The sequence below is a fragment of the Actinoplanes derwentensis genome, from assembly GCF_900104725.1.
GTDB classification, from domain to species: Bacteria; Actinomycetota; Actinomycetes; order Mycobacteriales; family Micromonosporaceae; genus Actinoplanes; species Actinoplanes derwentensis.
In genome coordinates this window covers 4,062,283-4,086,282 of sequence record NZ_LT629758.1, presented here as the reverse complement: position 1 = coordinate 4,086,282, position 24,000 = coordinate 4,062,283, and the positions used below count along the sequence as shown (strand labels likewise).

Sequence of the window (24,000 nt, the reverse complement as noted above, 5' to 3'; positions counted from 1 at the left end):
GGCGGGCCGGAAGCATCACCGGTGACCAGACGCCCGGACTGCTGGAGATCTGATGACGCAACGCTTGGTGGTTATCGGCAACGGCATGGCCGGGGCCCGCACGGTCGAGGAGATCCTCGCCCGAGACCGAGATCAAACCCGAGACCAAACCCGAGACCAAACCCGAGACCGGGACCAAGAGCGAACCATCACCATGTTCGGGGACGAGCCCTACGGCAACTACAACCGGATCATGCTCTCCAACCTGCTCGCCGGGGTGGAGGAGGAGTCCGGGATCTTCCTCAATGATCTGGGCTGGTACGCAGACAACGGCATCACCCTGCACTCCGGCACCCGGATCGAGCGGATCGACCGCGCCGCGAAGGTGGTCGTCGCGGGGGACGGGGCCGCCACCCCGTACGACAAATTGATCATCGCGACCGGATCCAGCTCGTGGACGCCGCCGATCAAGAACATCAACAACCCGAAGCGGGGCTACCACCAGGGCGTCTTCGCGTTTCGGACGCTGGACGACACGCGGGGGATGATCCGGTACGCCCGGGATCACGAGCGCGCGGTCGTGATCGGCGGTGGCCTGCTCGGCCTGGAGGCGGCCCGCGGGCTGCAGAACCACGTCAGCGAGGTGACCCTGCTGCACGCCGCGGGTCACCTGATGAACGTGCAGCTCGACGAGCGGGCCGGCGCCATGCTCAAGGACAGTGTGGAGAGCCGCCTCGGCATCCGGGTGATCCTGAACGCGATGACCACCGAGGTCCTCGGCAAGGACCGGGTCACCGGTGTGAAACTCGCCGACGGCACGGTGATAGACGCTGATGTGATCGTGGTCGCCGCGGGCATCCGCCCGAACACCCAGGTCGCCGCGGACAGTGGCCTCATCGTGGAGCGCGGCATCGTGGTCGACGACCAGATGCGTGCCGTGGGCGAGGACGACATCTACGTGGTGGGGGAGTGCGCCCAGCACCGTGGCGAGATGTACGGCCTGGTCGCGCCGCTGTGGGAGCAGGCGAAGGTGCTCGCCGACCACCTCACCGGCCGGAATCCGGAGGCCGCCTACCAGGGTTCGAAACTGCACACGAAGCTGAAAGTCGCCGGCATCGACGTGGCAGCGATGGGCCTGAAGGAGCCGGCGAGCGACGACGACGAGGTGATCGTCTACAGCGAGCCGAAGAAGGGCCTCTACAAGCAGGTCATCATCCGGGACGGGGTGCTGGTCGGCGCGACTCTGGTCGGTGACAACAGCAAGGCGGCCGGTCTGATCCAGGCGTTCGACAAAGCACAGATCCTTCCGGACGTACGCGCTGAGCTGCTTTTTGATCTCGGAGGCCCGGGGCAGGAGGTGACGCCGGCGGAGATGCCCGGTGATGCCCAGGTCTGCAACTGCAACGGTGTCGACAAACAGACGATCTGCGGTGTGGTGGACGGCGGCTGCAAGACGGTCAGCGGGGTGATGGAGAAGACCCGCGCCGGCAAAGGCTGCGGCACCTGCAAGCCCCTGGTGCAGCGGATCGTCGAGTGGGCGGCCGGTGGTGAGGCCGAGGAGGATCCGGCCGCGTCCTGGTACGTGCCGGGTGTCCCGATGCCGAAGCAGGAGCTGATGGCCGTCATCCGCCGGTACGAACTGAAGAGTGTGTCGGCAGTCTTCGACAAACTGGTGCCGGGTGGCGAACACGACGCGAAGAGCAAGATGGGCCTGGCGTCTCTGCTCAAGATGATGTGGGCTGATCAATACATCGACGAACGCGACGCCCGTTTCATCAACGACCGGGTGCACGCCAACATCCAGCGTGACGGCACGTTCTCGGTGGTCCCGCAGATGAAGGGCGGCGTCACCACCCCGGACCAGCTGCGCAAGATCGCCGACGTGGCCGACAAGTACGGCGTGCCGATGGTGAAGCTCACCGGTGGCCAGCGCATCGACCTGCTCGGGGTGCCCAAGGAGCAGCTGCCGGCGATGTGGGCGGACCTGGACATGCCGTCCGGGTACGCCTACGCGAAGAGTTTCCGCACCGTGAAGACGTGTGTCGGCTCCGACTACTGCCGTTTCGGCGTCGGTGACTCGACAGCCCTGGGCATCGCCTTGGAAGAGCGGTATCAGGGCTTGGAAGGCCCCGGCAAGATGAAGCTCGCCGTCTCCGGGTGCCCGCGCAACTGTGCGGAGTCGTACGTCAAGGATCTGGGTGTCGTCGCTATCGACGGCGGTAGGTGGGAGATCTACGTCGGCGGCGCCGCCGGAGCCCACATCCGCAAGGGTGACCTGCTCACCACGGTCGGCACCGCCGACGAGGTGATCCGCCTGACCGGCCGGTTCCTGCAGTACTACCGCGAGAACGCGAACTGGCTGGAGCGCACCTACGCGTTCGTCCCGCGGATCGGCATCGACCGGATCCGGGAGATCGTCGTGGACGACTCGGACGGGATCGCGCAAGCCCTGGACGCCGCGGTGGAAGAAGCCGTGCAGTCCTATCGGGACCCGTGGAAGGAGCGGGCGGTGCCGGCCACGCCCGGCCAGTTCCGCACCAGCCTGCCGCTGACCGTCCTCCCGCAGGTTCCGGTGCGGGCATGACACTTCTCGGTCCGCTCGAAGAGATCCCCCTGGGTGAGGGGCGCACTTACAGCGTCGACGACGACATGGTCGCCGTCTTCCGCCTCCGTGACGGCTCCTTGCGCGCGGTCTCCGCGGTCTGCCCGCACAAGGGCGGCCCGCTCGCCGACGGGCAGATCGACAACCGCGTCGTCGTCTGCCCGCTGCACCTGTACGCATGGGACCTCGCCACCGGGTGTTCCCAGTCCGGCCAGCCCTCGATCGACGTCTACCCGGTGCGGGTCGACGACGGACACATCATTCTGGGAGTCTGACGATGACCGCTACATTGGAACGGCCGGCCGCGAAGAGCATCAGCGGCCACTGGATCGACGACTGGCGGCCCGAGGACCGGGAGTTCTGGGACAACGGTGGCAAGCGAATCGCCAAACGCAACCTGATCTTCTCGATCCTGTCCGAACACATCGGCTTCTCGGTGTGGTCGCTCTGGTCGGTGATGGTGCTCTTCCTCGGGCCCGCCTACGGCTTCGACCCGGCACAGAAGTTCCTGCTCACCGCGGTGCCGACCCTGGTCGGGGCGGGGCTGCGGATCCCGTACACCTTCGCCGTCGCCCGGTTCGGCGGCCGCAACTGGACCATCGTCAGCGCGTCCCTGCTGCTCATCCCGTCGATTCTGGCGGCGATCCTGATCGAGCCCGGGGTCTCGTACCAGACGATGTTGATCCTGGCCGCTCTCGCCGGTGTCGGCGGCGGCAACTTCGCCTCCTCGATGGCGAACATCAACGCCTTCTACCCGGACCGGCTCAAGGGCTGGGCGCTCGGCATCAACGCCGGTGGCGGCAACATCGGTGTCCCCGCGGTGCAGTTGGTCGGCCTGTTCGTGCTCGCGGTCGTCGGTGCCGGCAGTCCCGGTCTGGTGGCCGGGGTCTACATCCCGCTGATCGTGCTCGCGGCGGTCGGCTCGGCGCTCTACATGGACAACCTGACGCAGGCCCGCAACGAGAAGCGCGGCATGCGGGACGCCGCCAGGCAGGGTCACACCTGGGTCATGTCGGTGTTGTACATCGGCACGTTCGGTTCGTTCATCGGTTTCGGGTTCGCGTTCGGCCAGGTGCTGCAGGTGCAGTTCGCGGAGACCTTCGACACTCCGGTCAAGGCCGCGTACCTGACCTTCATCGGCCCGCTGCTGGGTTCGCTGATCCGGCCGTTCGGCGGGGCTCTCGCGGACCGGTTCGGGGGCGCGAAGGTCACCTTCGTCAACTTCATCGCGATGGCGGCCGGCGCGTCGATCGTGCTGGTCGCGGCCCAGCAGCGGTCGCTGCCGCTCTACCTGGTCGGTTTCATCAGCCTGTTCGTGCTCAGTGGACTGGGCAACGGGTCGACGTACAAGATGATCCCGGCGATCTTCAAGCAGAAGTTCGCGGATGACGAGCACACGGCCCGGCGGATCTCCGGTGCGGTGATCGGTATCGCCGGGGCGATCGGCGCCGTCGGCGGTGTGCTGGTCAACCTGGCGTTCCGTCAGTCGTTCCTGACTTATCAGGACGCTGACGCCGCGTACATCGGCTTCATCGGCTTCTACGCGCTCTGTGTGCTGGTCACGTGGGTGGTCTACCTTCGGCCGTCAGCCCGTACCAAGATCGCCGTTTGACCGATCCGTGCTCCCCTGAACGGGGAGCACGTTTCTGGCTGAAAGTATGAGTTTAGACAGTTAACACTCGATCATTCACTCCAAAGTGTCCAGTTTTGCCATGATTTAAGACCTTCCGTGACCATACGATTCTCCCCGTCCAGAAATAACCCTTCTTGCGGAAAAGGTGATCGTATGAACAAGGTTGTTCGTGCCATCGTCATGTCCGGTGTGGCAGTCGCCGCCGGTGTGACCATGGCGGCCGGTCCGGCCTCGGCGGCTCCGTCGTCGTCAGCCGCGCCCTCAGTCGGCGAGAAGCGGGTCGCGACCCAGCAGAAGGCCTTCCCGCGCCGGGACCGCGTCGTCGGGGTCTACCGCAGCCTGCGGACCTGCGACCGGATCGGCAAGGTCGGCCAGTGGAAGCGGCAGTGGAACCGGTACTCCTGCGTCCGGGTCAACCGCGGCTACGGCAGCGACTGGGCCCTGCGGGTCTCCTCCTACGGCGGCTACCCGGGCGGTGGCTACGGTGGTCACCACCCGGGTGGTGGCTACGGCGGTCACCACTCGGGCGGCGGCTACGGCGGTCACCCGGGCGGTGGCTACGGCTACAAGGGCACCCGCTAGAGCTGAACCCGGCTCGATCGGCCGAGGGCCGCACCTCCGCAACGGGGTGCGGCCCTCGGCCGTCTCCGTCATGGGGAGGCCCTGCGCGCCGGGCGTTGCGCGTGATCGATAGGCTCCCGCGTCGTGGGCGACGACGTCATCAGCAAGATCGCATCGCTTCTGCGGGAGATGCTCCCGGACGAGGCCGCCGAGATCGTTCTCGAAGGCGAGGCCGACGAGGGTTACTCCAGCGCGTCGTTTGCCGTGCGCCGGCCGGACGGCACCGAGTTCGGCCTCGGCCCGGACGACTACCCCGAGCAGGCCGACGAGATCAGCGCGCTGCTGATCCGGCTGTGGGAGGCCGACGACGCCGGCGACGGCGACCCGTGGCACGAGATCACCGTCACGGTCGGCCGTGAGGGCGAGCCCGAGGTGACGTTCACGCCTGTCGAGCCCGAGACCGAGGAGATCATCGAGAGCCTGGCCGTGGTGCTGCGCGACGTCCTGCCGGACGACGCGGTGAAGATCGTCCTCGACGGCGAGCTGGACGAGGACTGGTCGAGCCACGACCTGACCATGTACCGGGCGGACGGCACCTCGTACCACATCGACTGGGACGACGCCCCGGAGTCACTCGACGACATCGCCGACTACCTGATCGACCTCTGGGAGTCGACCACGGAGGACGGCGACGACCCCTGGTACGGGATCACCATGACCGTCCGCCGCGACGACACCTTCGAGGTCAACTTCTCCTACGAGCCGCTGGTTCGCCCTCGGGACTGAGTCAAGGGTTCCCATCGGTCGGCGTTGATGGCAGCGTGTCCGCATGGGATGGAAGAGATCTATGGCCGTGGCTGTCGTCGCGGTCCTCGTCGGCGCCTCGGCGGGACCCGCCGGTTCCGCCGCGGCCGCGCCGTCACTGGGCTACCTGAAGCCCGGCGGTCAGCCGCGCCTCGTCGAGAAGGTTCCGGTCAACGTGGTGTTCGTCGGCTACGAGCCGTCGCAGGTCGCCAAGAGCGCGTTCCTCGGCGAGCTGGCGACGAACTACGAGCCGGTGGTCCGGTCCCGCCTCTGGTACGGCGAGACCGAGAAACTGGGCATCACCTACAAGTACGACTACAAACTGACGTACGCCAACCAGAGCTATGAGAACAAGTTCTTCAAGCAGCTCGGCAAACTGGCGAAACCGGCCCCGCTCACGGCCTATCAGCAGGCCTACAACGACCAGGCCAACAACGTCCTGGACATCGCCGACAACTCCACGATCGACGCGCCGAGCGTGGAGAAGTGGCTGGCCTTCAACCCGCCGTCCGGGGTGGACACCCGCCGCAACACGGTATTCTTCGTCAACTGGTTCGGCCGGCCCGACTTCAAGCACCACGTCTACACCAAGATCGGTGAGCCGGACCCGGACACCGGTTACGACTTCGGCGCCAACCGGGACAGCCGCAAGTTGATCGCCTGGGGCGGCACCACCGCCGACGACGAGGAGACCGGCCTGGGCGCCACCCGGCGGGTCTGGTTCCACGACCTGTCGGCCGGCCCCGAGTCGTGGACGGCCAACTACGACGTGGACAACGCCGACGTCGACGGTGACGGCGTGCCCGACTACCGGATGCCGCCGACCTGGGAGTACGTGGCCGGTGGCTACCGTGCCCCGTCCGCTCTGGCCGGTGACCTCGGCAAGATCACCCGCTACGTGGCACTGAACCTGCTGTTCACCACGTCGCCGCTGTACCCGGTCGAGCTGCCGACGGCCAACCCGCCGAAGACCCTGGACATCGACAACAACACCTACGAGGGCTGGCCCGGCGTCGACGCGTCGAAGGAGTACATCACTCCGGAACTGCTCGTCGGCGAGCTGTCCGAACTGCGCTGGCGCAACCGGTTCTCGCAGGACTTCCAGGACCTGCCGTACGACACGAAGGCCGAGCAGTGCTACCTCGGGGTGCTGACCGGCGAGTCGTGCTACCCGGAGACCGGTCTGCCGCCGATCGGCAACCTCTACCTCTACAACAACGAGAACCTGGACCGGGCCCTCGACGACCAGGGCAAGGTCGACTACGAGATCCCGCTGTTCAACTACGCGGTCGGTGCGGGTGTCGGGGTTCCGGCGCTCGGCTTCGCCGACGACAACTACACCGACGGCACCCAGTCGTACGTGTTCTCGTTCATCTCGCCCGAAGTGGTCGCCGCCGGGTACGGGCTGACCACCACGCAGATCCACGAAGTCGGCCACCACCTGGGCATGAGCCACCCGCACGACGGCTACGACAGCGCCAGCGGCGTCGACTACGGCGGGGCCGGCGAGTTCTACTACGCCAACGCCGGTGACGAGAACAACTCGATGATGAGCTACATCGACGTCAACTGGGACTTCAGCCAGTTCGACCGGGACAACAGCGACCGGTTCCTGACCGCCGCCTACTGGGAGGCCGCGAACCGGCTCGCCGCGACCGTTCCGGCAGGTAAGGGCAAGACCGCGCTGAAGACCGCCGACCTGCTGCTGGGCGGCGCGAGCAAGGCGTTCGCCGCGCACGACTACCGGGCGGCGTACGCGCTGGCCGAGAAGGCCTACGACAAGGTCAAGGCGATCCCGGGCGTGGACGAGGCCGGTGTCGCGGCCACGCTCAAGGCCGAGGCCGAGCAGGCCCGCAGCAGCAGCAAGGTGCACGAGCCGCACGAGTTCATCGACACCCTGGCGCCGGACAGCCCGCGCAGCCAGCCGTAAACGGTTTTCCATAGGGCCCCGGGAGAAATTCCGGGGCCCCGTTCTCTGTCAAGATCCGGTCAGTTCTCAAAGGGCCCGGAGTCGGTAAGGTCCCCGTATCGAGAGATCGATCGGTCTCTTGAGAAACGGGGAGAAATGAAAAACTTCAATTCCATCGGCGTACGGGTTCTGGCCGGTCTCGTGGCCACCGGTGTCGCCGCGGGCGTGCTGCTCGCCGGCTCGCCGCCCGCCTCGGCCGCTGCCGCCCAGGCCGGTTGCTACAAGATCAAGACCTCGACGGTCTACTTGAACAGCGTCTCCAACGAATACGAGTTCGTCACCCACTTCACCCAGAGCAATCAGGTCGTCGTCGACCCGCCGTTCTACTTCCGGAAGAACACCAAGAACGGCTACTCCGCAGTGAAGATCATTTCCTGCAAGAAGACGAGAACGGCCGCCTGGAAGGTGTACCAGTACTCGGTCAACACCAATCTCAAGGACCTCAAACTCGTCAAGAGCGGCTCGAAGGTCGACGCCAATCCGGCGAACGGCGACCACGGCTTCGGGGTCATGATCAAGGGCGTCACCAAGGCCAACACCATCGTGTTCCAGCCGACCGTCTGCACCAAGAAGCCGTCGAAGCTCTCGGTCGTCGGCGCCGTCAAGTTCGTGACCGGCCTGCCGATCCCGGTCTCCCCGCTCAAGGCCGCCGGCCTGTGGGTGGCGAGTAACGGGCTCAAGGAGAAGAGCGGCGACAACTACTCGTGCGGTCTGCTCGGCAAGGAGACCGCGGTCGGTTTCAAGTTCAACGGCACCAGCGGCGCGGCGTCCCTGAAGATGCCGAGCACCGGCCGGTACCTGTTCACCAAGCGCGCGACCTGGACCGAGCTCTGCCCGCCGGACCGCTACTGCGGCATCAGCCGGGACGACAGCATGAGCGTCCGCTCCGGCAAGCAGTGACACCAGCGTTCTGAACGAAGGGCCGTACCGGTTTCCGGTACGGCCCTTCGTCTTGACCTCAAGCGCGGTTGAGGACCGACGCTGGCCATCATGACCGACATCGCCCACGCCGGCCGCGGTATCCGTGTCCTCGGCCTCACCCTCGCTCTCGGCGGCCTCCTGGTCGTCGTCGACACCACAGTGACCGCGGTGGCCCTGCCCGCGATCGTCGCCGGCCTGCACACGTCGTTGCCGGCCGCCCAGTGGGTGACCATCGGCTATCTCCTCGGACTGGTCTCGGTGATCCCGCTGGCCGGCTGGGCCGTGGAACGGTTCGGAGCCCGCCGGGTCTACCTCAGCGCGATGATCGTCTTCACCGTGCTGTCCCTACTGGCCGGGCTGGCCTGGGACGTGTTCTCCCTGGCCTTCTTCCGCTTCGTCCAGGGGCTGGGCGGCGGCCTGCTCACTCCGGTAGGCACCGCCATCGGACTGCGGGCGGTGCCTCGCCATGCGCGGGGCCGTCTGATGAGCCTGCTGGTCCTGCCGCTGGCGATCGGCCCGGTCTTCGGGCCGCCACTGGCGGGCTGGCTCGTCGACGCCGGTTCGTGGCGCTGGATCTTCCTGATCAACCTGCCGATCGGCCTGCTCGCCTTCGCCGTCTGCCGCCGGGTGCTCCCGCTGGACGAACCCGCCGCCGTGGGCCGTCCGATCGACCTGGTGGGGCTGGCGCTGCTGTCCGGCGGATCCACCACCGTGGTCCTGGGCGGCACGCTCCTGGAACGTTCCCTCGGCTGGTTCGGGCTGCTCGCCCTCGGGCTCGGGCTGCTGGCCGCCTTCGTCAGGCGGTCCCGCCGGATCCCGGAACCGCTGGTGGACCTGCGGCTGCTGGAGCATCGGCCGTTCCGGGCCGGGCTGGGGGTGATGGCCTGCTTCGGGGCGGCCTACTTCGGCACCATGGCGGTGCTGCCGCTGTTCGTCCAGGGTGTCGGCGGCGACCGGGTTGCGGTGGCCGGGCTGCTGGTGCTGCCGCAGGCGATCGTGGTGGCGGTGTTCGCGCAGGTCGGCACCCGACTGGTCGACCGGATCCCGCCCCGGCGGATTGTGCTCACCGGGACCGCCCTCGGCACGGCCGGGGTTCTCGCGCTGGGCACCGCGATGACCGCCGACGCCGGCTATCCGTGGCTGATCGCGGCGGCGATGCTGTTCGCCGCCGGCTCCGGCGCGACGCTGATGCCGGCCATGACGGTCGCGATGCGGGATCTTGACCACGACCAGACGCCCCGCGGCACCACCCTGCTGACCCTGGTCAACCAGCTCTCCTCGGCGACCGGCGGCGCGATCGTCGCGGTCTCGCTCAGCCTCCTGGTCACGGCGCGCGCGCCGGAGGCCGGGGGAGTGGGCGGCATGCTCACCCTGGATCCGGCGGCCCGCCAGGCGCTGCGCCCGGAACTAGCGGCGGCCGTCGGCGGCGCCTACCTGATCCCGGCGCTGCTGCTGGCGACAAGCCTGCTGATCGCATACCGAGCTTTACGCCCGGTTGAGACGCCCGGTTGAGACGCCTGGTTGAGACGCCTGGTTGAGACGCCTGGTTGAGACGCCTGGTTGAGACGCCCGGCTGAGACGCCTGGTTGAGACGCCTGGTTGAGACGCCTGGTTGAGACGCCTGGTTGAGACGGCTGATTGAGACGGCTGATTGAGACCCGTGATTGAGACGCCCGGCTGAGACGTTTGTATGAGACAGCAAGGGGGCCGCACCGGATCAAACCGGTGCGGCCCCCTTGCTTGACAGATCAGCCCTTGACGCTGCCCGCGAGCAGACCTCGGACGAAGTAACGCTGGAGGAGCAGGAACACCGTGACCGGCACGACGATCGAGACGAAGGCGCCGGCTGACAACAGGTACCAGGCGGTGCCCCGGGTGCCGCTGAGGTTGGACAACTGCACCGTCATCGGGGAGATCTCCGGGGCGCCGGTGAAGGTCAGCGCGACCAGCAGATCGTTCCAGACCCAGAGGAACTGGAAGATGCCGAACGCCGCCAGCGCCGGGGTGAGCAGCGGCAGCAGCACCCGGAAGAAGATCGACACGTGCCCGGCGCCGTCGATCCGGGCCGCCTCGATCAGGCTGGCCGGGACCTCCTTGATGAAGTTGTGCAGCAGGTAGATCGCCAGCGGCAGCGCGAACGTCGAGTGCGACAGCCACAGCGTCCAGAACGTGCCGTCGATCTCGAGCTTGACGAAGAGCTGGAGCAGCGGCAGCAGGGTCACCTGGAGCGGGACGATCTGCAACGCGAAGATCGCGATGAAGAGGAAGTTGCGCCCCGGGAAGTTCATCCAGGCGAACGCGTACGCCGCGAGCGCCGCGAGGCAGAGCGGGATCAGCACCGCGGGGATCGTGATGACGATCGAGTTGAGGAAGTAGTCCGCCAGGTTGACGCCGTTCTCCGAGTCGAAGACGGCCTTGTAGTTGTCCAGCGTCAACTGCGGGTCGGAGAAGAACGTCCACCAGCCGGTCTTCTTGATCTGCTCCTCCGGGCGGAAGGAGGAGACCAGCAGACCGAATGTGGGGATCGTCCACAGCACCGCGATGACGATCGCGGCCAGTGACGCCCACGGCGAGGTGAGTTTCCGCTTCGCTGTCTCGGCGGCGGACAGCTTCTTGCCCTCGGCCTTCGCCCCTGGCGTGGTGGTGATGGGTGCAGCGGTGGTCATCACGCCTCCGAACGGCGAAGCTGGCGGATGTTGTAGACGACGATCGGGATCACCAGGATGAACAGCACCACCGCGAGCGCCGCGCCGAAGCCACGGTTGTCGCTGCGGAAGGTCTGGCTGTAGAACTCGTTGGCGATGACGCTCGTGTCGAACCGGCCGCCGGTCATGGTCTGGACGATGTCGAAGACCTTCAGCGTGCCGATGGCGATGGTGGTCAGCACGACCACGACGGCCGGGCGGATCGCCGGCAGCGTGACGAAGCGGAACATCCCCCACGGGCCGACGCCGTCGAGGCGGGCGGCCTCGATGATGTCGTCCGGGATCGCCTTGATGGCCGCCGACAGCACGGTCATCGCGAAGCCGGCCTGGATCCACACCAGGATCACGATCAGCAGGAACGTGTTGAGCGGGGCTTCGATCCACAGCTGGACCGGTTTGCCGCCCATCGCGACGATGATCTGGTTGACCAGGCCGATCTGGTTCACGTTGCGCTGGTCGGGGCGGTACTCGTACATGAACTTCCAGATCACCGACGCCGCGACGAACGAGATCGACATCGGCAGGAAGACCAGCGCCTTGGCGAAGGACTCGACCCGGGCCTTGTCCACCAGGATGGCGTAGAGCAGGCCGATCCCGGTTGCGACGAACGGCGTGAGCAGCACCCAGAACGCGGTGTTCCGCAGGACCGTGAGCTGTTCCGGATCGGTGAAGATCTTCTGGTAGTTGTCGAGCCCGACGAAGTTCGTCAGCGACGCGTCGAGGAACGACTGGTAGATGGTGCGGAGTCCGGGGTAGAGCAGCCCGACGCTGAGCAGCAGCACGGTCGGTGCGAGATAGAGCGCGGCGATGGCACGGTCGCGCTTGCCGGTGAAACGCCCGGCGATGAACAGGATCAGGCCGACGACGGCGGCGAACAGCAGGATCGCCGCGAACATCTGACCGATCTTATGACCGGTGGTGGAGGCGGTGGTGAACACGCGGCCCGTTCCTCCTTGGTTGTTCCAAGCGAGAGAGGAGGTTAAGTGAAGAACAGAAAGCGAGAGACTGCTAGGGCCGGCCGGGGGATACCCGACCGGCCCATTGTTACTCGCAGATTACTTCGGCCAGGCCGATTCGATGTTGTCGAGCGTCTTCTTGGTGTCCTGGCCGGTGATCCAGTTGGTGGTCTGCTTCCAGAACGCGTTGGAACCGACGGCGGCGGGCATCATGTCCGAGCCGTCGAAGCGGAACGTGGCGTTCGGGTCCAGCAGGATCTCAGCCGAGAGCTTGTCGACCGGGTTCGTCAGGTTGTTGGGGTCCAGACCCTTGTTGGCGGAGACCCAGCCCGAGGAGAGCTTGGCCTTCGCGTTGGCCCAGGTGTCGCTGGACAGGTAGGTCTGGAACGCCTTGACCTCGGGACGGTCGGCGAACGCGACGACGAACTCGCCACCACCCAGGACCGGCTTGCTGTCGGCGGTCTCGCCCGGCAGGTAGAAGGCGAAGACGTCGCCGTCCTCGGCCACCGTCTTGCCCTTCGGGAAGTTGGCGGCGTAGAACGAGGCCTGGCGGTGCAGCGAGCACTGGTCGTCCAGGATCGGCAGACCCGCGTCCTGGAAGGTGGTGCCGGCGATGCTCTTGACGTCGCCGAGGCCGCCGTTGACGTAGGCGTCGTTCTTCAGGTAGGCGCCGACGGCGTCGAGGGCCGCGGTGGCCTCGGGGCCGTTGAAGGGGATCTCGTGCTTGACCCACTTGTCGTACGCCTCGGGGCCGCTGAGACGGAGGAAGAAGTCCTCCATCCAGTCGGTGAGCGGCCAGCCGGTCGCCTCACCGGACGCGATACCCGCGCACCACGGCTTCTTGCCGTCGGCGACCATCTTGTCGCTGAGGGTCTTCAGCTCGGCCAGGGTGGTGGGGACGGCGTAGCCGCTGTCCTTGAACTCCTTGGGCGAGTACCACACCAGGGACTTCACGTTGGCGCCCAGCGGTGCGGCATAGAACTTGCCGTCGACCGTGCCGTACGCCTTCCAGTCCTTGCCGAAGTGCTTGTCGACGTTGGCGGCGGTCTCGGCCGGGGCTTCCTTGGCCTTGCCGGTCGCGACCAGGCGCTGCAGCAGACCCGGCTGCGGCACGAACGCGAGGTCCGGCGGGTTGCCGGCCTCGGCCCGGATCAGCACCTGGGTCTCGAAGGCCTTGTCGCCCTCGTACTTGATGGTGGCACCGGTGCACTGCTCGAAGGGTTTGTAGGACTCCTTGTGCGGGGCGTCCTCCGGGGTCACGATGCCGGTGTAGATCGTGACCGTCTTGCCCTTGATGTCACCGAAGGCGGTGTAGGGCGTGCAGTCGATGGCTGCCGCCGAGCTCCCGGTGGTCCCGCTGTCCGTTTCGCTGCTGTCGCCGCAAGCGCTGAGACCGAAGACCAGGCCCACGCTGAGGGCACCGGCGACCGCGACCCGTGATCGCGAACTCCCACGTTGAACGAACATACCGCTCCCTATGTCATATAGCGCCTCCGGCGTCTTGCGACGCCGCCGTCCGAAGCGCTTCTTGACCAACAGTCAAGAGGTAACCAGCAAGTTGCGCAATGATTTCGGCGCGATCGAGTCGGTAACGATATCGCTGCGACCCTCCGGCACCTTAACCGGTTAAGAAGATTGGTGGAAGAGCCTATCGGTATCCGAACCTTTTCGTAGGTAGATGCCCATATTTATCCGGACTAAACGCCTCACCGGTATGGTGTGAGTCGGTTTTGCTGGACAGGGCTAATCCGGCGGTACAGCGCAAAAAGGAAACCGCCGCGGCAGCCCAGCGGGCCGCCACGGCGGTAACGAGCGTAACGAGGTCTAGCCGGAGACGGCGACGTAGCGATACCCGAGCCGGCGCATCCGGTCGGCGTCCAGCACGTGCCGGCCGTCGAGCAGGATCGGGGTGCGCATCAGGCCGACGAACTTCGACCAGTCCAGCTCCAGGTACTGCGACCACATGGTCACGAGCACCACGGCGTCACAGTCGGTGAACACGTCGTCGATCGTCGTGCTCAGGTAGGGCGCCAGCTCCGGCTGCTCCACCCGGAACCGCTCGGAGGCGACCGGGTCGTGCAGCTTGACCCGGGCGCCCCGGGCGATCAGCGAGTTCGCGATGTCCAGCGCCGGCGAGTCGCGCAGGTCGTCGGTGTTCGGCTTGAACGCCAGACCCAGCAGGCCGATCTTGCGGCCCTTGAGGATCCGCAGCTCGTCCTGCAGGCGCTCCACGGCGATGGCCCGCTGGCGGGTGTTGACCTCGCGGGCGGCGCGCACGATCGGCATCTCGAGGTTGTACTCGGCGGCGGTGGCGATCAGGGCCTTGGTGTCCTTGCCGAAGCAGGAGCCGCCCCAGCCGACGCCGGGCTGCAGGAACCGGGAGCCGATCCGCTGGTCCAGGCCCATGCCGCGGGCGACCTCGGTGATGTCGGCGCCGACCTTCGCGGCCAGCTGGCCGATCTCGTTCGCGTAGCTGATCTTCAGGGCCAGGAACGCGTTGGCCGCGTACTTGATCAGCTCGGCCGAGGCCAGGTCGGTGGAGACCAGCGGGACCGCGGTGGCGTCCTCGGGCCGGGGCAGGAACGTCGGCGGCGTGAACGTCTGGTTGATGATCGGCCGGTAGAGGTGGTTGAGCACCTCGAGGCTGCGCGGGTTGTCCGAGCCGATGACGATCCGGTCCGGGTAGAGCGTGTCCGAGATGGCGTTGCCCTCGCGCAGGAACTCCGGGTTCGAGGCGACGGCGAACTCGACGCCCTCGGGCCGGTCCTCGCGGGTGGCGAACGAGTCACGCAGGATCGCGTCGACCCAGTTGCCGCTGCCGATCGGCACTGTGGACTTGTTGACCACGACGGTGAAGTCGTGGTTCAGGGACTGCGCCACGCTCTCCGCCGCGCTGCGCAGGTAGCGCAGGTCCGGGCTGCCATCCGCGGCCGACGGGGTCTGCACCGCCACGAAGACCACGTCGGCGCCGGGGATGGCCTCCTCGTACGACGTGGTGAACGTCAGGTTCGGTTCGGCCTCGGCGAGCAGCTCCTCCATCCCGGGCTCGTAGATGGGGCACTTGCCGCCGCGCAGCATGTCCACCTTGGCCTGGTCGAGGTCGACACATGTCACCTCGTGGCCGAGGAAGGCCAGGCTGACGCCCGTGGTGAGGCCGACATAGCCGGTACCGACAACGCAAACCTTCATGCAATCTCCTCCACCGCTACGCCGTACCCGCGGTTACGCCACGTATGCGGAACGTGGTTTAACCGGCCTCTCGCCGGGCCGGCCGGCCCGCGCCCCGGATGACGCCGACCTGCGTGTTCCGGCCGAATGATACACAGCCTTTCCAGCAGTCAAATGTCACTGATTGTCCACTTCCATCGGATGGTTGCCGACCAGTAGCCCACTGTCGCCCTGATGTCACCGTGAAGTTTCCGGCTCTTGACATGAAGATGACATCGGCAGACGCTTTGGGAGCGCTCCCACTCATGTGCGTCAATGAAAGGGTCATCCCCCATGCGAAGGTCCACCGGCGGCGTGATCGTCGCCGCCCTCATGACCGCTGCCACCGCGGTCGCCGTCGCCGCCGGCCCCCACGTCGCTACCGCCGCCCCCGCCGAGCCCTACACCTGGAAGAACGTCCGGATCGACGGCGGTGGTTTCGTGCCCGGCATCGTCTTCAACCCGGGCGAGAAGGACCTCATCTACAGCCGGACCGACATCGGCGGCGCCTACCGCTGGAGCCAGTCCGCGCAGAGCTGGACCCCGCTGCTGGACTGGGTCGGCCAGGACGACTGGGGTCACAACGGTGTGCTGAGCATCGCTCCCGACCCGGTCGACACCAGCCGGGTCTACGCCGCCGTCGGGATGTACACCAACTCCTGGGACCCCAACAACGGCGCGATCCTGCGGTCGACCGACAAGGGAAACACCTGGTCACGGACGGCTCTGCCGTTCAAGGTCGGCGGCAACATGCCCGGTCGCGGCATGGGGGAGCGCCTCGCCGTCGACCCCAGGGACAGCCGGAAGGTCTATTTCGCCGCCGAGGGCGGAAACGGGCTCTGGCGCAGCACCGACTACGGCGTCACGTGGGGGAAAGTGACCAACTTCCCTAACGCCGGTAACTATGTCGCCGACCCGTCCGACCCGAACGGCTATCTGAACCAGAACCAAGGGCTGACATGGGTGACATTCGATCCGGCGTCACCCGCTGTATACGTCGGCGTCGCTGACAAGGAGAACCCGGTCTACCGCTCGCTCGACTCCGGCGCCACGTGGGAGCGCGTCGCCGGGCAACCGACCGGATATCTCGCACACAAGGGCGTGATCCAGGGCAAATACCTGTTCATCGCCACCAGCGACACCGGCGGACCGTACGACGGCGCCGCCGGTCAGGTGGCCCGCCTGGACACCACCACCGGCGTCTGGACCGACATCTCACCGACCCCGGTCGCCGACCGCTACTACGGCTACTCCGGCCTGACCGTGGACGCCCAGAAGCCCGGCACCCTGATGGTCGCCACCCAGATCTCCTGGTGGCCCGACGCGATCTTCTTCCGCTCCACCGACTACGGCGCCACCTGGACCCGGGCCTGGGACTGGACGAGCTACCCGAGCCGGACCAAGCGCTACACCATGGACATCTCGGCCAACCCGTGGCTGGACTTCAACAGCACCGCCCAGGCGCCCGAGGAGAGCCCGAAACTCGGCTGGATGAACGAGTCCCTGGCGATCGACCCGTTCGACTCCAACCGGCTGCTCTACGGCACCGGCGCGACCGTCTACGGGACCACCCAGCTGACCAACTGGGACAGCAACACCACGTTCACCATCAAGCCGTACGCCAAGGGCATCGAGGAGACCGCGGTCCTCGACCTGGCCAGCCCGCCGTCGGGAGCCCCGCTGGTCAGCGCACTCGGTGACGTCGGCGGCTTCCACCACGCCGACCTGGACACGGTGCCGCCGAACTTCCACGACACCCCCTCGCTGGGCAGCAACACCGGCCTCGATTTCGCCGAACTGAGCCCGGCGTTCTTCGTCCGGGTGGGCAACGGTGACGCGGCCCCGCACATCGGGATCTCCAACGACGGCGGCAAGAACTGGTACCAGGGTCAGGAACCGGCCGGCGTGACCGGCGGCGGCACCGTCGCGGTCGGCGCGGACGCGAACAACGTGGTCTGGGCCCCGGCCGGTGTCGGCGTGCACTACTCGACCACCCGCGGCAGCACCTGGACCGCCTCCACCGGTATTCCGGCCGGGGCCAAGGTCGAGAGCGACCGGGTCAACCCCGGGACCTTCTATGCGTACGCCGCCGGAAAGTTCTACACCAGCACCGACGGCGGGGCCACGTTCACCGCCCGGTCGGTCGTCCTGCCCACCGAGGGCCGGGTCAACGTGAAGGCCGTCCCCGGTGCCGCCGGTCAGGTATGGGTGGCGGCGAAGAACGGGCTGTTCCGGTCCACCGACTCCGGTCAGACGTTCACCACCGTCGGCGGCGGCGTCTCCGAGGGGATCAACGTGGCGTTCGGCAAGGCTGCTCCCGGCGCGACCGTCCCCGCGGTGTTCCTGGTCGGCACGGTCGACGGCGTGGACGGGGTGTTCCGCTCCGACAACAGCGGCGCCTACTGGGTCCGGATCAACGACGACAAGCACCAGTACGGCAACGCCGGTGACGCCCTGGCCGGTGACCCGCGGGTCTACGGCCGGGTCTACCTGGGCACCAACGGCCGCGGCATCCTCTACGCCGACCGCACCGGAGGCCCGGCTTCGCCGACCCCGTCCACGCCCGCGAGCCCCAGTACCAGCGTCAGCCCTAGTACCAGCGTCAGCCCTAGTACCAGCGTCAGCCCTAGTACCAGCGTCAGCCCCAGTACCAGCGTCAGCCCCAGTACCAGCGTCAGCCCTAGTACCAGCGTCAGCCCGTCCGCCGGCTGTTCGGCGACGTACAAGCTGACCGGCAGTTGGTCGGGCGGTTTCCAGGGCGAGGTCACCGTCAGGAACAACGGAACCGCCACGACCAACGCCTGGAAGGTCGGCTGGACCTACACCGCCGGCCAGACCGTCACCCAGAGCTGGGGCGGCACCGCGACCCAGTCCGCAACCGCCGTCAGCGTCGTCAACGCCGGATACAACGGCACCCTCGCGTCCGGGGCCTCCACCACCTTCGGATTCCTCGGCAGCACCACCGGCACCACCAACCCCATCCCGTCCCCCGTCACCTGTTCCACCACCCCGTAGGCCGGTCCGGTGGCGCCCGGGTCCGACCGGGCGCCACCGGAGAAACCCCGGCGGAGAGGAACATCCCCCGTGAGTCCCTTCAGACAACGCCTGCGACGCAGGCTGGCCGTCTCCGGCGTCGCCGTTCTCGGCGCCGGCGCGGTCCTCGCGGCCGGCGCCCCGGCCTATGCCGCGGCCGGCTGCACCGTCGTCTACAAGGTGCAGAGCCAGTGGACCGGCGGGTTCACCGGCGACATCCAGATCAAGAACACCGGAGACCCGCTGAGTACGTGGAAGTTGCAGTTCGACTTCCCGGACGCCAATCAGAAGGCGGGACAGGGCTGGAGCGGCGTCTACAGCCAGTCCGGCACCCGGGTCACCGTCGACAACGCGGCCTGGAACGGCGCGCTGGCCACCGGCGCGACCGTGGGCACCGGTTTCAACGGCACGTTCACCACGGCCAACCCGGTGCCGACCGTGTTCACCCTGAACGGCACCACCTGCAACCAGACGGCGAACGCGCCCACCGTGGCGATCAGCAGCCCGGCGGCGAACACCAGGTACACCGCTCCGGCGTCCATCCCGATCGCGGCCACCGCCACCGCGGCCACCGGGCAGACGATCAGCCGGGTCGAGTTCTACCACGACGGCCTGCTGCTCGGCAGTGACACCACCGCGCCGTACGCGTACACCTGGGACGGGGTTCCGGCGCAGTCCGCCGCCTACCACCTGCAGGCTGTCGCGTTCGACAACGCCGGCACCCGCAGCAGCACCGCCGACGTGCCGGTCTTCGTGGACGCGTCGACCACCCCGGCGATCGTCGCCGACGCCACCTCGCTGGCGATCTCACCGGGTGCCAGTGGCGCGTTCCGGGTGTCGCTGAGCAAGGCGCCGACCGCGAACGTCACGGTGGCCGTCGCCCGCAGCGCCGGGTCGACCGCGGTCACCGTGACCCCGGCGAGTCTCACCTTCACCCCGTCGAACTGGGGCACCGGCCAGGCGGTCACGGTCGCCGCCTCCACCGCCGCGGCGATCGGGGCCACCGCGACGATCTCGGCCACCAGCAGCGGCTACACCGCCGCCCAGCTCGGGGTCACGGTCGCCGACCAGGGTTCGGTCGACGCCCGGTTCACGCAGCTCTACAACGACCTGAAGAGCCCGGCCAACGGGTACTTCAGCCCGGAGGGCGTGCCGTACCACTCGATCGAGACGCTGATCGACGAGGCGCCCGACCACGGCCACGAGACCACCAGCGAGGCCTTCAGCTACTGGCTGTGGCTGGAAGCCTCGCAGGCCCGGATCAGCGGCAGCTGGACGGCGTTCAACAGCGCCTGGGCGACGATGGAGAAGTACATCATCCCGTCGCACGCCGACCAGCCGACCAACGCCAACTACAACCCCGCCAAACCGGCGACGTACGCGGCCGAACACCCGCTGCCGTCGCAGTACCCGTCGCAGCTCGACACGAGTGTCAGCGTCGGCACCGACCCGCTCGCCGCGGAGCTGAAGACGGCGTACGGCACCGATGACATCTACGGCATGCACTGGCTGCTGGACGTGGACAACACGTACGGCTTCGGCCACTGCGGTGACGGCACCACCCGCGTCGCCTACATCAACACCTTCCAGCGCGGCCCGCAGGAATCGACCTGGGAGACCGTCCCGCAGCCCGCGTGCGACACGTTCGCGCACGGCGGCCCGAACGGTTACCTCGACCTGTTCACCAAGGACGCGTCGTACGCCAAGCAGTGGAAGTACACCAACGCCCCGGACGCGGACGCCCGGGTCGTGCAGGTCGCCTACTGGGCGCTGCAGTGGGCCACCGAGCAGGGCAAGGCGTCCCAGGTCGCGTCGGCCGTCACCAACGCCGCCAAGATGGGCGACTACCTGCGTTACTCGTTCTACGACAAGTACTTCAAGCAGCCCGGTTGCGGTTCCACCTCGTGTCCCGCGGGCACCGGCAAGAACGCCTCCAGCAACCTGATGTCCTGGTACTACGCCTGGGGCGGCGCCTACGACACCAGTGCCGGCTGGGCGTGGCGGATCGGCTCCAGCACCAGCCACTTCGGCTACCAGAACCCGATGGCCGCCTACATCCTGTCCAACGTCACCGCCTTCAACCCGAAGTCACCGACCGCGAAGGCCGACTGGCAGACCAGCCTCGACCGGCAGCTGGAGTTCTACCAGTGGCTGCAGTCGTCCGAGGGGGCCATCGCCGGTGGCGCGACCAACAGCTGGAACGGCGACTACTCGGCCCGGCCCACGAACGTTCCGCAGTTCTACGGGCTGTCGTACGTCGAGGCCCCGGTCTACGAGGACCCGCCGTCCAACCGCTGGTTCGGCATGCAGACCTGGTCCCTCGAACGGCTCGCCGAGCTGTACTACGTGACCGGCAACGCCAAGGCCAAGGCGGTGCTCGACAAGTGGGTGCCGTGGGCGCTGGCCAACACCACGATCGGCACGACCACCTTCGCCATCCCGTCCGACCTGGCCTGGTCGGGTGCGCCGGCCACCTGGAATCCGTCCAGTCCGGCGGCCAACACCAACCTGCACGTCACGGTCAGCAACCACAGCCAGGACCTGGGCGTGGCCGGCTCGTTCGCCAAGCTGCTCACGTTCTACGCGGCCAAGTCCGGTAACGCGCAGGCCAAGACGGCGGCCAAGGGGCTGCTCGACGCGATCTGGGCGTTCAAGGACGGCAAGGGCGTGTCGAGCACCGAGACCCGCGCCGACTACAACCGGTTCGACGACGTCTACAACGCCTCGACCGGCCAGGGTCTCTACATCCCGCCGGGCTGGACCGGGGAGATGCCCAACGGTGACGTGATCAAGCCGGGTGTCTCGTTCCTGGACATCCGCAGTTTCTACCGCAGTGACCCGGACTTCCCGAAGGTCCAGGCGTACCTGAACGGCGGCGCCGCGCCGACGTTCAACTACCACCGGTTCTGGGCGCAGGTCGACGTGGCAACCGGCTACGCCGAATACGCCCGGCTGTTCCCCCAGGGGTGATCATGCGTTTGCTGAAGATGGCCGCGGTGGTCCTGTTCACCGCCGCGGCCGGGATCCTGGCTCTGCCCGGTCCCGCCCAGGCACACGGCGCGCTCCAGGCGCCCGGCAGCCGTACCTGGCTCTGCTACCAGGACGGCCGTAACCCGTCGACCGGCGCGATCGAGCCCAAGAACGCCGCCTGCGCCGCGGCCGTCGCGGCGAGTGGCGTCAACTCGCTCTACAACTGGTTCGCCGTGCTCCGCTCGGACGGGGCGGGCCGGGTCAACGGCTTCCTCCCGGACGGGCAGCTGTGCAGCGGCGGGACCGGTGGGCCGTACAACTTCACCGGATTCAACCTGGCCCGCAACGACTGGCCGCTGACCCACCTGACGTCCGGCGCGAACGTGCAGTTCAAGTACAACAACTGGGCCCGCCACCCGGGCACGTTCTCGCTGTACATCACCAAGAACGGCTACGACCCGACCAAGACGCTGGCCTGGAGTGACCTGGAGCCGGTGGCGTTCGACGCGGTCACCAACCCGGCCGAGACCGGCGGGCCGGGCACCGACGACGGCCACTACTACTGGAACGGCACGCTCCCGGCCGGCAAGACCGGCAAGCACCTGATCTACTCGGTGTGGGCGCGTTCGGACAGCCAGGAGACCTTCTACGGCTGTTCCGACGTGATCTTCGACGGCGGCAACGGCGAGGTCACCGGGGTCGGCGGCGGCACCAGTCCGTCACCGTCGACGAGCCCTTCACCCACCACTTCGACGACCCCCAACCCCAACCCCAGCGGTTGTACGGCGATGTACAGCATCGTCTCGTCCTGGACCGGCGGGTTCCAGGGAGAGATCATGGTGCACGCCGGAGCGACCGCGGTGAACGGCTGGAACACCTCCTGGACGTGGCCGGGTAGTCAGACGCTCGCCCAGGTCTGGAGTGGCAAGGGCACCAGCAGCGGTTCGCTGGTGTCGGTGACGAACGAGAACTGGAACGCCACGGTCCCGGCCAACGGTTACGTGACATTCGGTTTCCTGGCCTCCGGCACAGCCGCGCCACAGGTTCAGAACCTAACGTGCTCCACCGGATGACGCTCCGGTGACGGTTCCCCCGGCAGTGTGATCGAGGTCGCGCCGCCGGGGGCGCCCGTTATCGGAGGGGTAACTTGACGAGGCAGTGGGAGTATCCCTACATTGCCCCCATAAAGCAGAAAACATCTCTTATCGGATCTTCGGGCTGGCGTGGTTTCGCCCGGGGGGTCACCCGCCGTGGCCTCCTGCTGGGCGGCGCCGGCGCGACCGTCGTCATGGGCACGCCCGGTGAGGCCGGTCAGCGCGACAGCATCGCACGCGCGCCCGCCCGGGTCGGCACCTGGGCCGCCGCGCCGACAGCGGTCCCGACCGAGAAGATTCTCACGCTCGCCGCGAAGACCGTCCGGCAGGTGGTGCACACCAGCGTCGGCGGTGACCTGCCCCGCCTGACCCTGTCGAACGAGTACGGCGCGGAGCCGGTCCGGATCGGCGCCGCCAGCATCGCCGTGCGCTCCGGCACCGGCCGGTCCAGCAACACCGTCCCCGGCAGCGCCCGCCCGCTCACCTTCGACGGCGCGACCGAGGTCGTCATCCCGCCTGGCGAGACGGTGGTCAGTGACGTCGCCGACATGATCATCGGGGCCGGCATGGACCTGGTGATCAGCCTCTACCTGCCGGACCCGACGATCGTCGGCACGGTCAGCCCCCGCTCCAAGCAGTCGAACCTGATCGTCGCCGGCGACGCCACCGCAGTGGACGGCCCCGGCACCGGCAAACGGGTCACCCGCTACCTGTGGATCACCGGGCTCAGCGTGCGCACGGTCCGTAACGCGGCCTCGATCGTGGCCCTCGGTGACTCGATCACGTGCGGCACCGAGACCACCGACAACACCAATCACCGCTGGCCCGACCTGCTGGCCGCCCGGTTCCGCGTCGATCGGGTGCCGCGCGGGCTGCTCAACGTCGGTCTCAGCGGCAACCGGCTGCTCTTCGGCTATGAGGACAAGACCGGGCAGGCCGCGGAGGAGGCGTCGGTGGGCGCGGCGGCGCTGCGCCGGTTCGACCGGGACGTGCTAGGCCAGCCCGGCGTGCGTTACGTGGTGACCCTGATCGGCGTCAACGACCTGGCCAACAACCCGTCGGTGACACCGGCCCAGCTGATCGCCGGGCACCGGGAGCTGATCCTGCGGGCCAGGTCTGCCGGGCTGCTGGTGGTCGGTGGCACCCTGCTGCCGTTCGGCGCCGCCTCGGCCCGCTACAACAACCCGGCCAACCTGATCAAACGGCACACCCTCAACACCTGGATCAAGGTCGGCGGGGAGTACGACGCGGTGGTCGACTTCGACGCGGCGGTCCGTGACCCGGCCGCCCCGGAGCGGATGCAGGCGCGGTACGACTCCGGCGACGGACTGCACCCCAACGACCTGGGCACGGCGGCGCTCGCGGCGGCCATCCCGCTGGATCTGTTCCGCTGAGCGATCCGCGCGTCTGAGCAGCGGGTATCGCGCCCACGACCCCCCGTGGGTCGTGGACGCCGTTCCATCGTGACGATCTTCGTTTGCAAATGGTTTGCACGTGCGGAATCGTCTATCTCTCGGGCTGATCACACCGACCGGAGGAAGACGGCCAATGCACTGGCGGCTACTG

At 67.6% G+C, this 24,000-nt stretch carries 16 protein-coding genes; 12 read left to right on the top strand and 4 right to left on the bottom strand.

Annotated features, from left to right (window positions below):
* Nucleotides 1–52 precede the first annotated feature (52 nt).
* The 8 genes from nirB (at nt 53) to BLU81_RS18080 (ending at nt 9,981) form a co-directional block, all read left to right on the top strand.
* Nucleotides 53–2,563, top strand: coding sequence for a nitrite reductase large subunit NirB (nirB, locus tag BLU81_RS18115; RefSeq protein ID WP_092545750.1), 2,511 nt, complete (start codon nt 53–55; stop codon nt 2,561–2,563).
* Nucleotides 2,560–2,856: a Rieske (2Fe-2S) protein gene (locus BLU81_RS18110; protein ID WP_092545749.1), complete on the top strand. Its 297-nt coding sequence runs from the start codon at nt 2,560–2,562 to the stop codon at nt 2,854–2,856. The genes nirB and BLU81_RS18110 overlap by 4 nt, the downstream gene beginning before the upstream one ends.
* A gap of 2 nt (nt 2,857–2,858) precedes the next feature.
* Entirely contained in the window at nt 2,859–4,193 is a 1,335-nt protein-coding gene (locus BLU81_RS18105) for a nitrate/nitrite transporter (RefSeq protein WP_092545748.1), read from the top strand.
* Nucleotides 4,194–4,367: 174 nt separating this feature from the next.
* Nucleotides 4,368–4,796 carry a hypothetical protein gene (locus tag BLU81_RS18100; protein WP_157751664.1) on the top strand — a complete coding sequence of 143 codons (429 nt, stop codon included), beginning with the start codon at nt 4,368–4,370 and terminating at the stop codon, nt 4,794–4,796.
* Nucleotides 4,797–4,919: 123 nt separating this feature from the next.
* Nucleotides 4,920–5,561, top strand: coding sequence for an immunity protein YezG family protein (locus tag BLU81_RS18095; RefSeq protein WP_092545746.1), 642 nt, complete (start codon nt 4,920–4,922; stop codon nt 5,559–5,561).
* 61 nt (nt 5,562–5,622) lie between these two features.
* Entirely contained in the window at nt 5,623–7,509 is a 1,887-nt protein-coding gene (locus BLU81_RS18090) for a zinc metalloprotease (protein WP_092545745.1), read from the top strand.
* Between the two features lie 135 nt (nt 7,510–7,644).
* Nucleotides 7,645–8,448 (top strand): hypothetical protein, encoded by an 804-nt coding sequence (locus BLU81_RS18085; protein WP_092545744.1) that lies wholly within the window; start codon nt 7,645–7,647, stop codon nt 8,446–8,448.
* 90 nt (nt 8,449–8,538) lie between these two features.
* Complete coding sequence (locus BLU81_RS18080; protein WP_092545743.1) at nt 8,539–9,981, top strand: DHA2 family efflux MFS transporter permease subunit; 1,443 nt, start codon at nt 8,539–8,541, stop codon at nt 9,979–9,981.
* A gap of 236 nt (nt 9,982–10,217) precedes the next feature.
* Here the strand turns inward: BLU81_RS18080 and BLU81_RS18075 are convergent, their stop codons facing one another.
* From BLU81_RS18075 to BLU81_RS18060, 4 genes are all read right to left on the bottom strand, one after another.
* A complete protein-coding gene (locus tag BLU81_RS18075; protein ID WP_092545742.1) occupies nt 10,218–11,135 on the bottom strand; it encodes a carbohydrate ABC transporter permease in 918 nt (305 codons plus the stop codon).
* On the bottom strand, nt 11,135–12,112 hold the full coding sequence (locus tag BLU81_RS18070) for a carbohydrate ABC transporter permease (protein ID WP_092545741.1): 978 nt from the start codon (nt 12,110–12,112) through the stop codon (nt 11,135–11,137). Before BLU81_RS18070 ends, BLU81_RS18075 begins: the two co-directional genes overlap by 1 nt.
* Nucleotides 12,113–12,229: 117 nt before the next feature.
* Nucleotides 12,230–13,597 (bottom strand): ABC transporter substrate-binding protein, encoded by a 1,368-nt coding sequence (locus tag BLU81_RS18065; RefSeq protein WP_092545740.1) that lies wholly within the window; start codon nt 13,595–13,597, stop codon nt 12,230–12,232.
* Nucleotides 13,598–13,954: 357 nt separating this feature from the next.
* Nucleotides 13,955–15,319 (bottom strand): UDP-glucose dehydrogenase family protein, encoded by a 1,365-nt coding sequence (locus BLU81_RS18060; protein WP_092545739.1) that lies wholly within the window; start codon nt 15,317–15,319, stop codon nt 13,955–13,957.
* A 312-nt stretch (nt 15,320–15,631) separates the two neighbouring features.
* Here BLU81_RS18060 and BLU81_RS18055 point away from each other — a divergent pair, with 312 nt between their 5' ends.
* From BLU81_RS18055 to BLU81_RS18040, 4 genes are all read left to right on the top strand, one after another.
* The gene (locus tag BLU81_RS18055; RefSeq protein ID WP_092545738.1) at nt 15,632–18,352 is read left to right on the top strand and encodes a cellulose binding domain-containing protein; all 2,721 of its coding nucleotides are present in this window, start codon (nt 15,632–15,634) and stop codon (nt 18,350–18,352) included.
* Between the two features lie 69 nt (nt 18,353–18,421).
* Nucleotides 18,422–21,340 (top strand): glycoside hydrolase family 48 protein, encoded by a 2,919-nt coding sequence (locus BLU81_RS18050; RefSeq protein ID WP_231954626.1) that lies wholly within the window; start codon nt 18,422–18,424, stop codon nt 21,338–21,340.
* Between the two features lie 2 nt (nt 21,341–21,342).
* Nucleotides 21,343–22,413 carry a lytic polysaccharide monooxygenase auxiliary activity family 9 protein gene (locus BLU81_RS18045; RefSeq protein WP_092557274.1) on the top strand — a complete coding sequence of 357 codons (1,071 nt, stop codon included), beginning with the start codon at nt 21,343–21,345 and terminating at the stop codon, nt 22,411–22,413.
* 215 nt (nt 22,414–22,628) lie between these two features.
* Entirely contained in the window at nt 22,629–23,828 is a 1,200-nt protein-coding gene (locus tag BLU81_RS18040; protein WP_092545737.1) for an SGNH/GDSL hydrolase family protein, read from the top strand.
* Nucleotides 23,829–24,000: the final 172 nt, after the last annotated feature.

Coding starts and splice junctions, on each gene's coding strand:
- nirB (WP_092545750.1), top strand. CDS start 53: ATGACGCAACGCTTGGTGGTTATCGGCAACGGCATGGCCGGGGCCCGC.
- BLU81_RS18110 (WP_092545749.1), top strand. CDS start 2,560: ATGACACTTCTCGGTCCGCTCGAAGAGATCCCCCTGGGTGAGGGGCGC.
- BLU81_RS18105 (WP_092545748.1), top strand. CDS start 2,859: ATGACCGCTACATTGGAACGGCCGGCCGCGAAGAGCATCAGCGGCCAC.
- BLU81_RS18100 (WP_157751664.1), top strand. CDS start 4,368: ATGAACAAGGTTGTTCGTGCCATCGTCATGTCCGGTGTGGCAGTCGCC.
- BLU81_RS18090 (WP_092545745.1), top strand. CDS start 5,623: ATGGCCGTGGCTGTCGTCGCGGTCCTCGTCGGCGCCTCGGCGGGACCC.
- BLU81_RS18085 (WP_092545744.1), top strand. CDS start 7,645: ATGAAAAACTTCAATTCCATCGGCGTACGGGTTCTGGCCGGTCTCGTG.
- BLU81_RS18080 (WP_092545743.1), top strand. CDS start 8,539: ATGACCGACATCGCCCACGCCGGCCGCGGTATCCGTGTCCTCGGCCTC.
- BLU81_RS18075 (WP_092545742.1), bottom strand. CDS start 11,135: ATGACCACCGCTGCACCCATCACCACCACGCCAGGGGCGAAGGCCGAG.
- BLU81_RS18065 (WP_092545740.1), bottom strand. CDS start 13,597: ATGTTCGTTCAACGTGGGAGTTCGCGATCACGGGTCGCGGTCGCCGGT.
- BLU81_RS18060 (WP_092545739.1), bottom strand. CDS start 15,319: ATGAAGGTTTGCGTTGTCGGTACCGGCTATGTCGGCCTCACCACGGGC.
- BLU81_RS18055 (WP_092545738.1), top strand. CDS start 15,632: ATGCGAAGGTCCACCGGCGGCGTGATCGTCGCCGCCCTCATGACCGCT.
- BLU81_RS18045 (WP_092557274.1), top strand. CDS start 21,343: ATGCGTTTGCTGAAGATGGCCGCGGTGGTCCTGTTCACCGCCGCGGCC.
- BLU81_RS18040 (WP_092545737.1), top strand. CDS start 22,629: ATGGGCACGCCCGGTGAGGCCGGTCAGCGCGACAGCATCGCACGCGCG.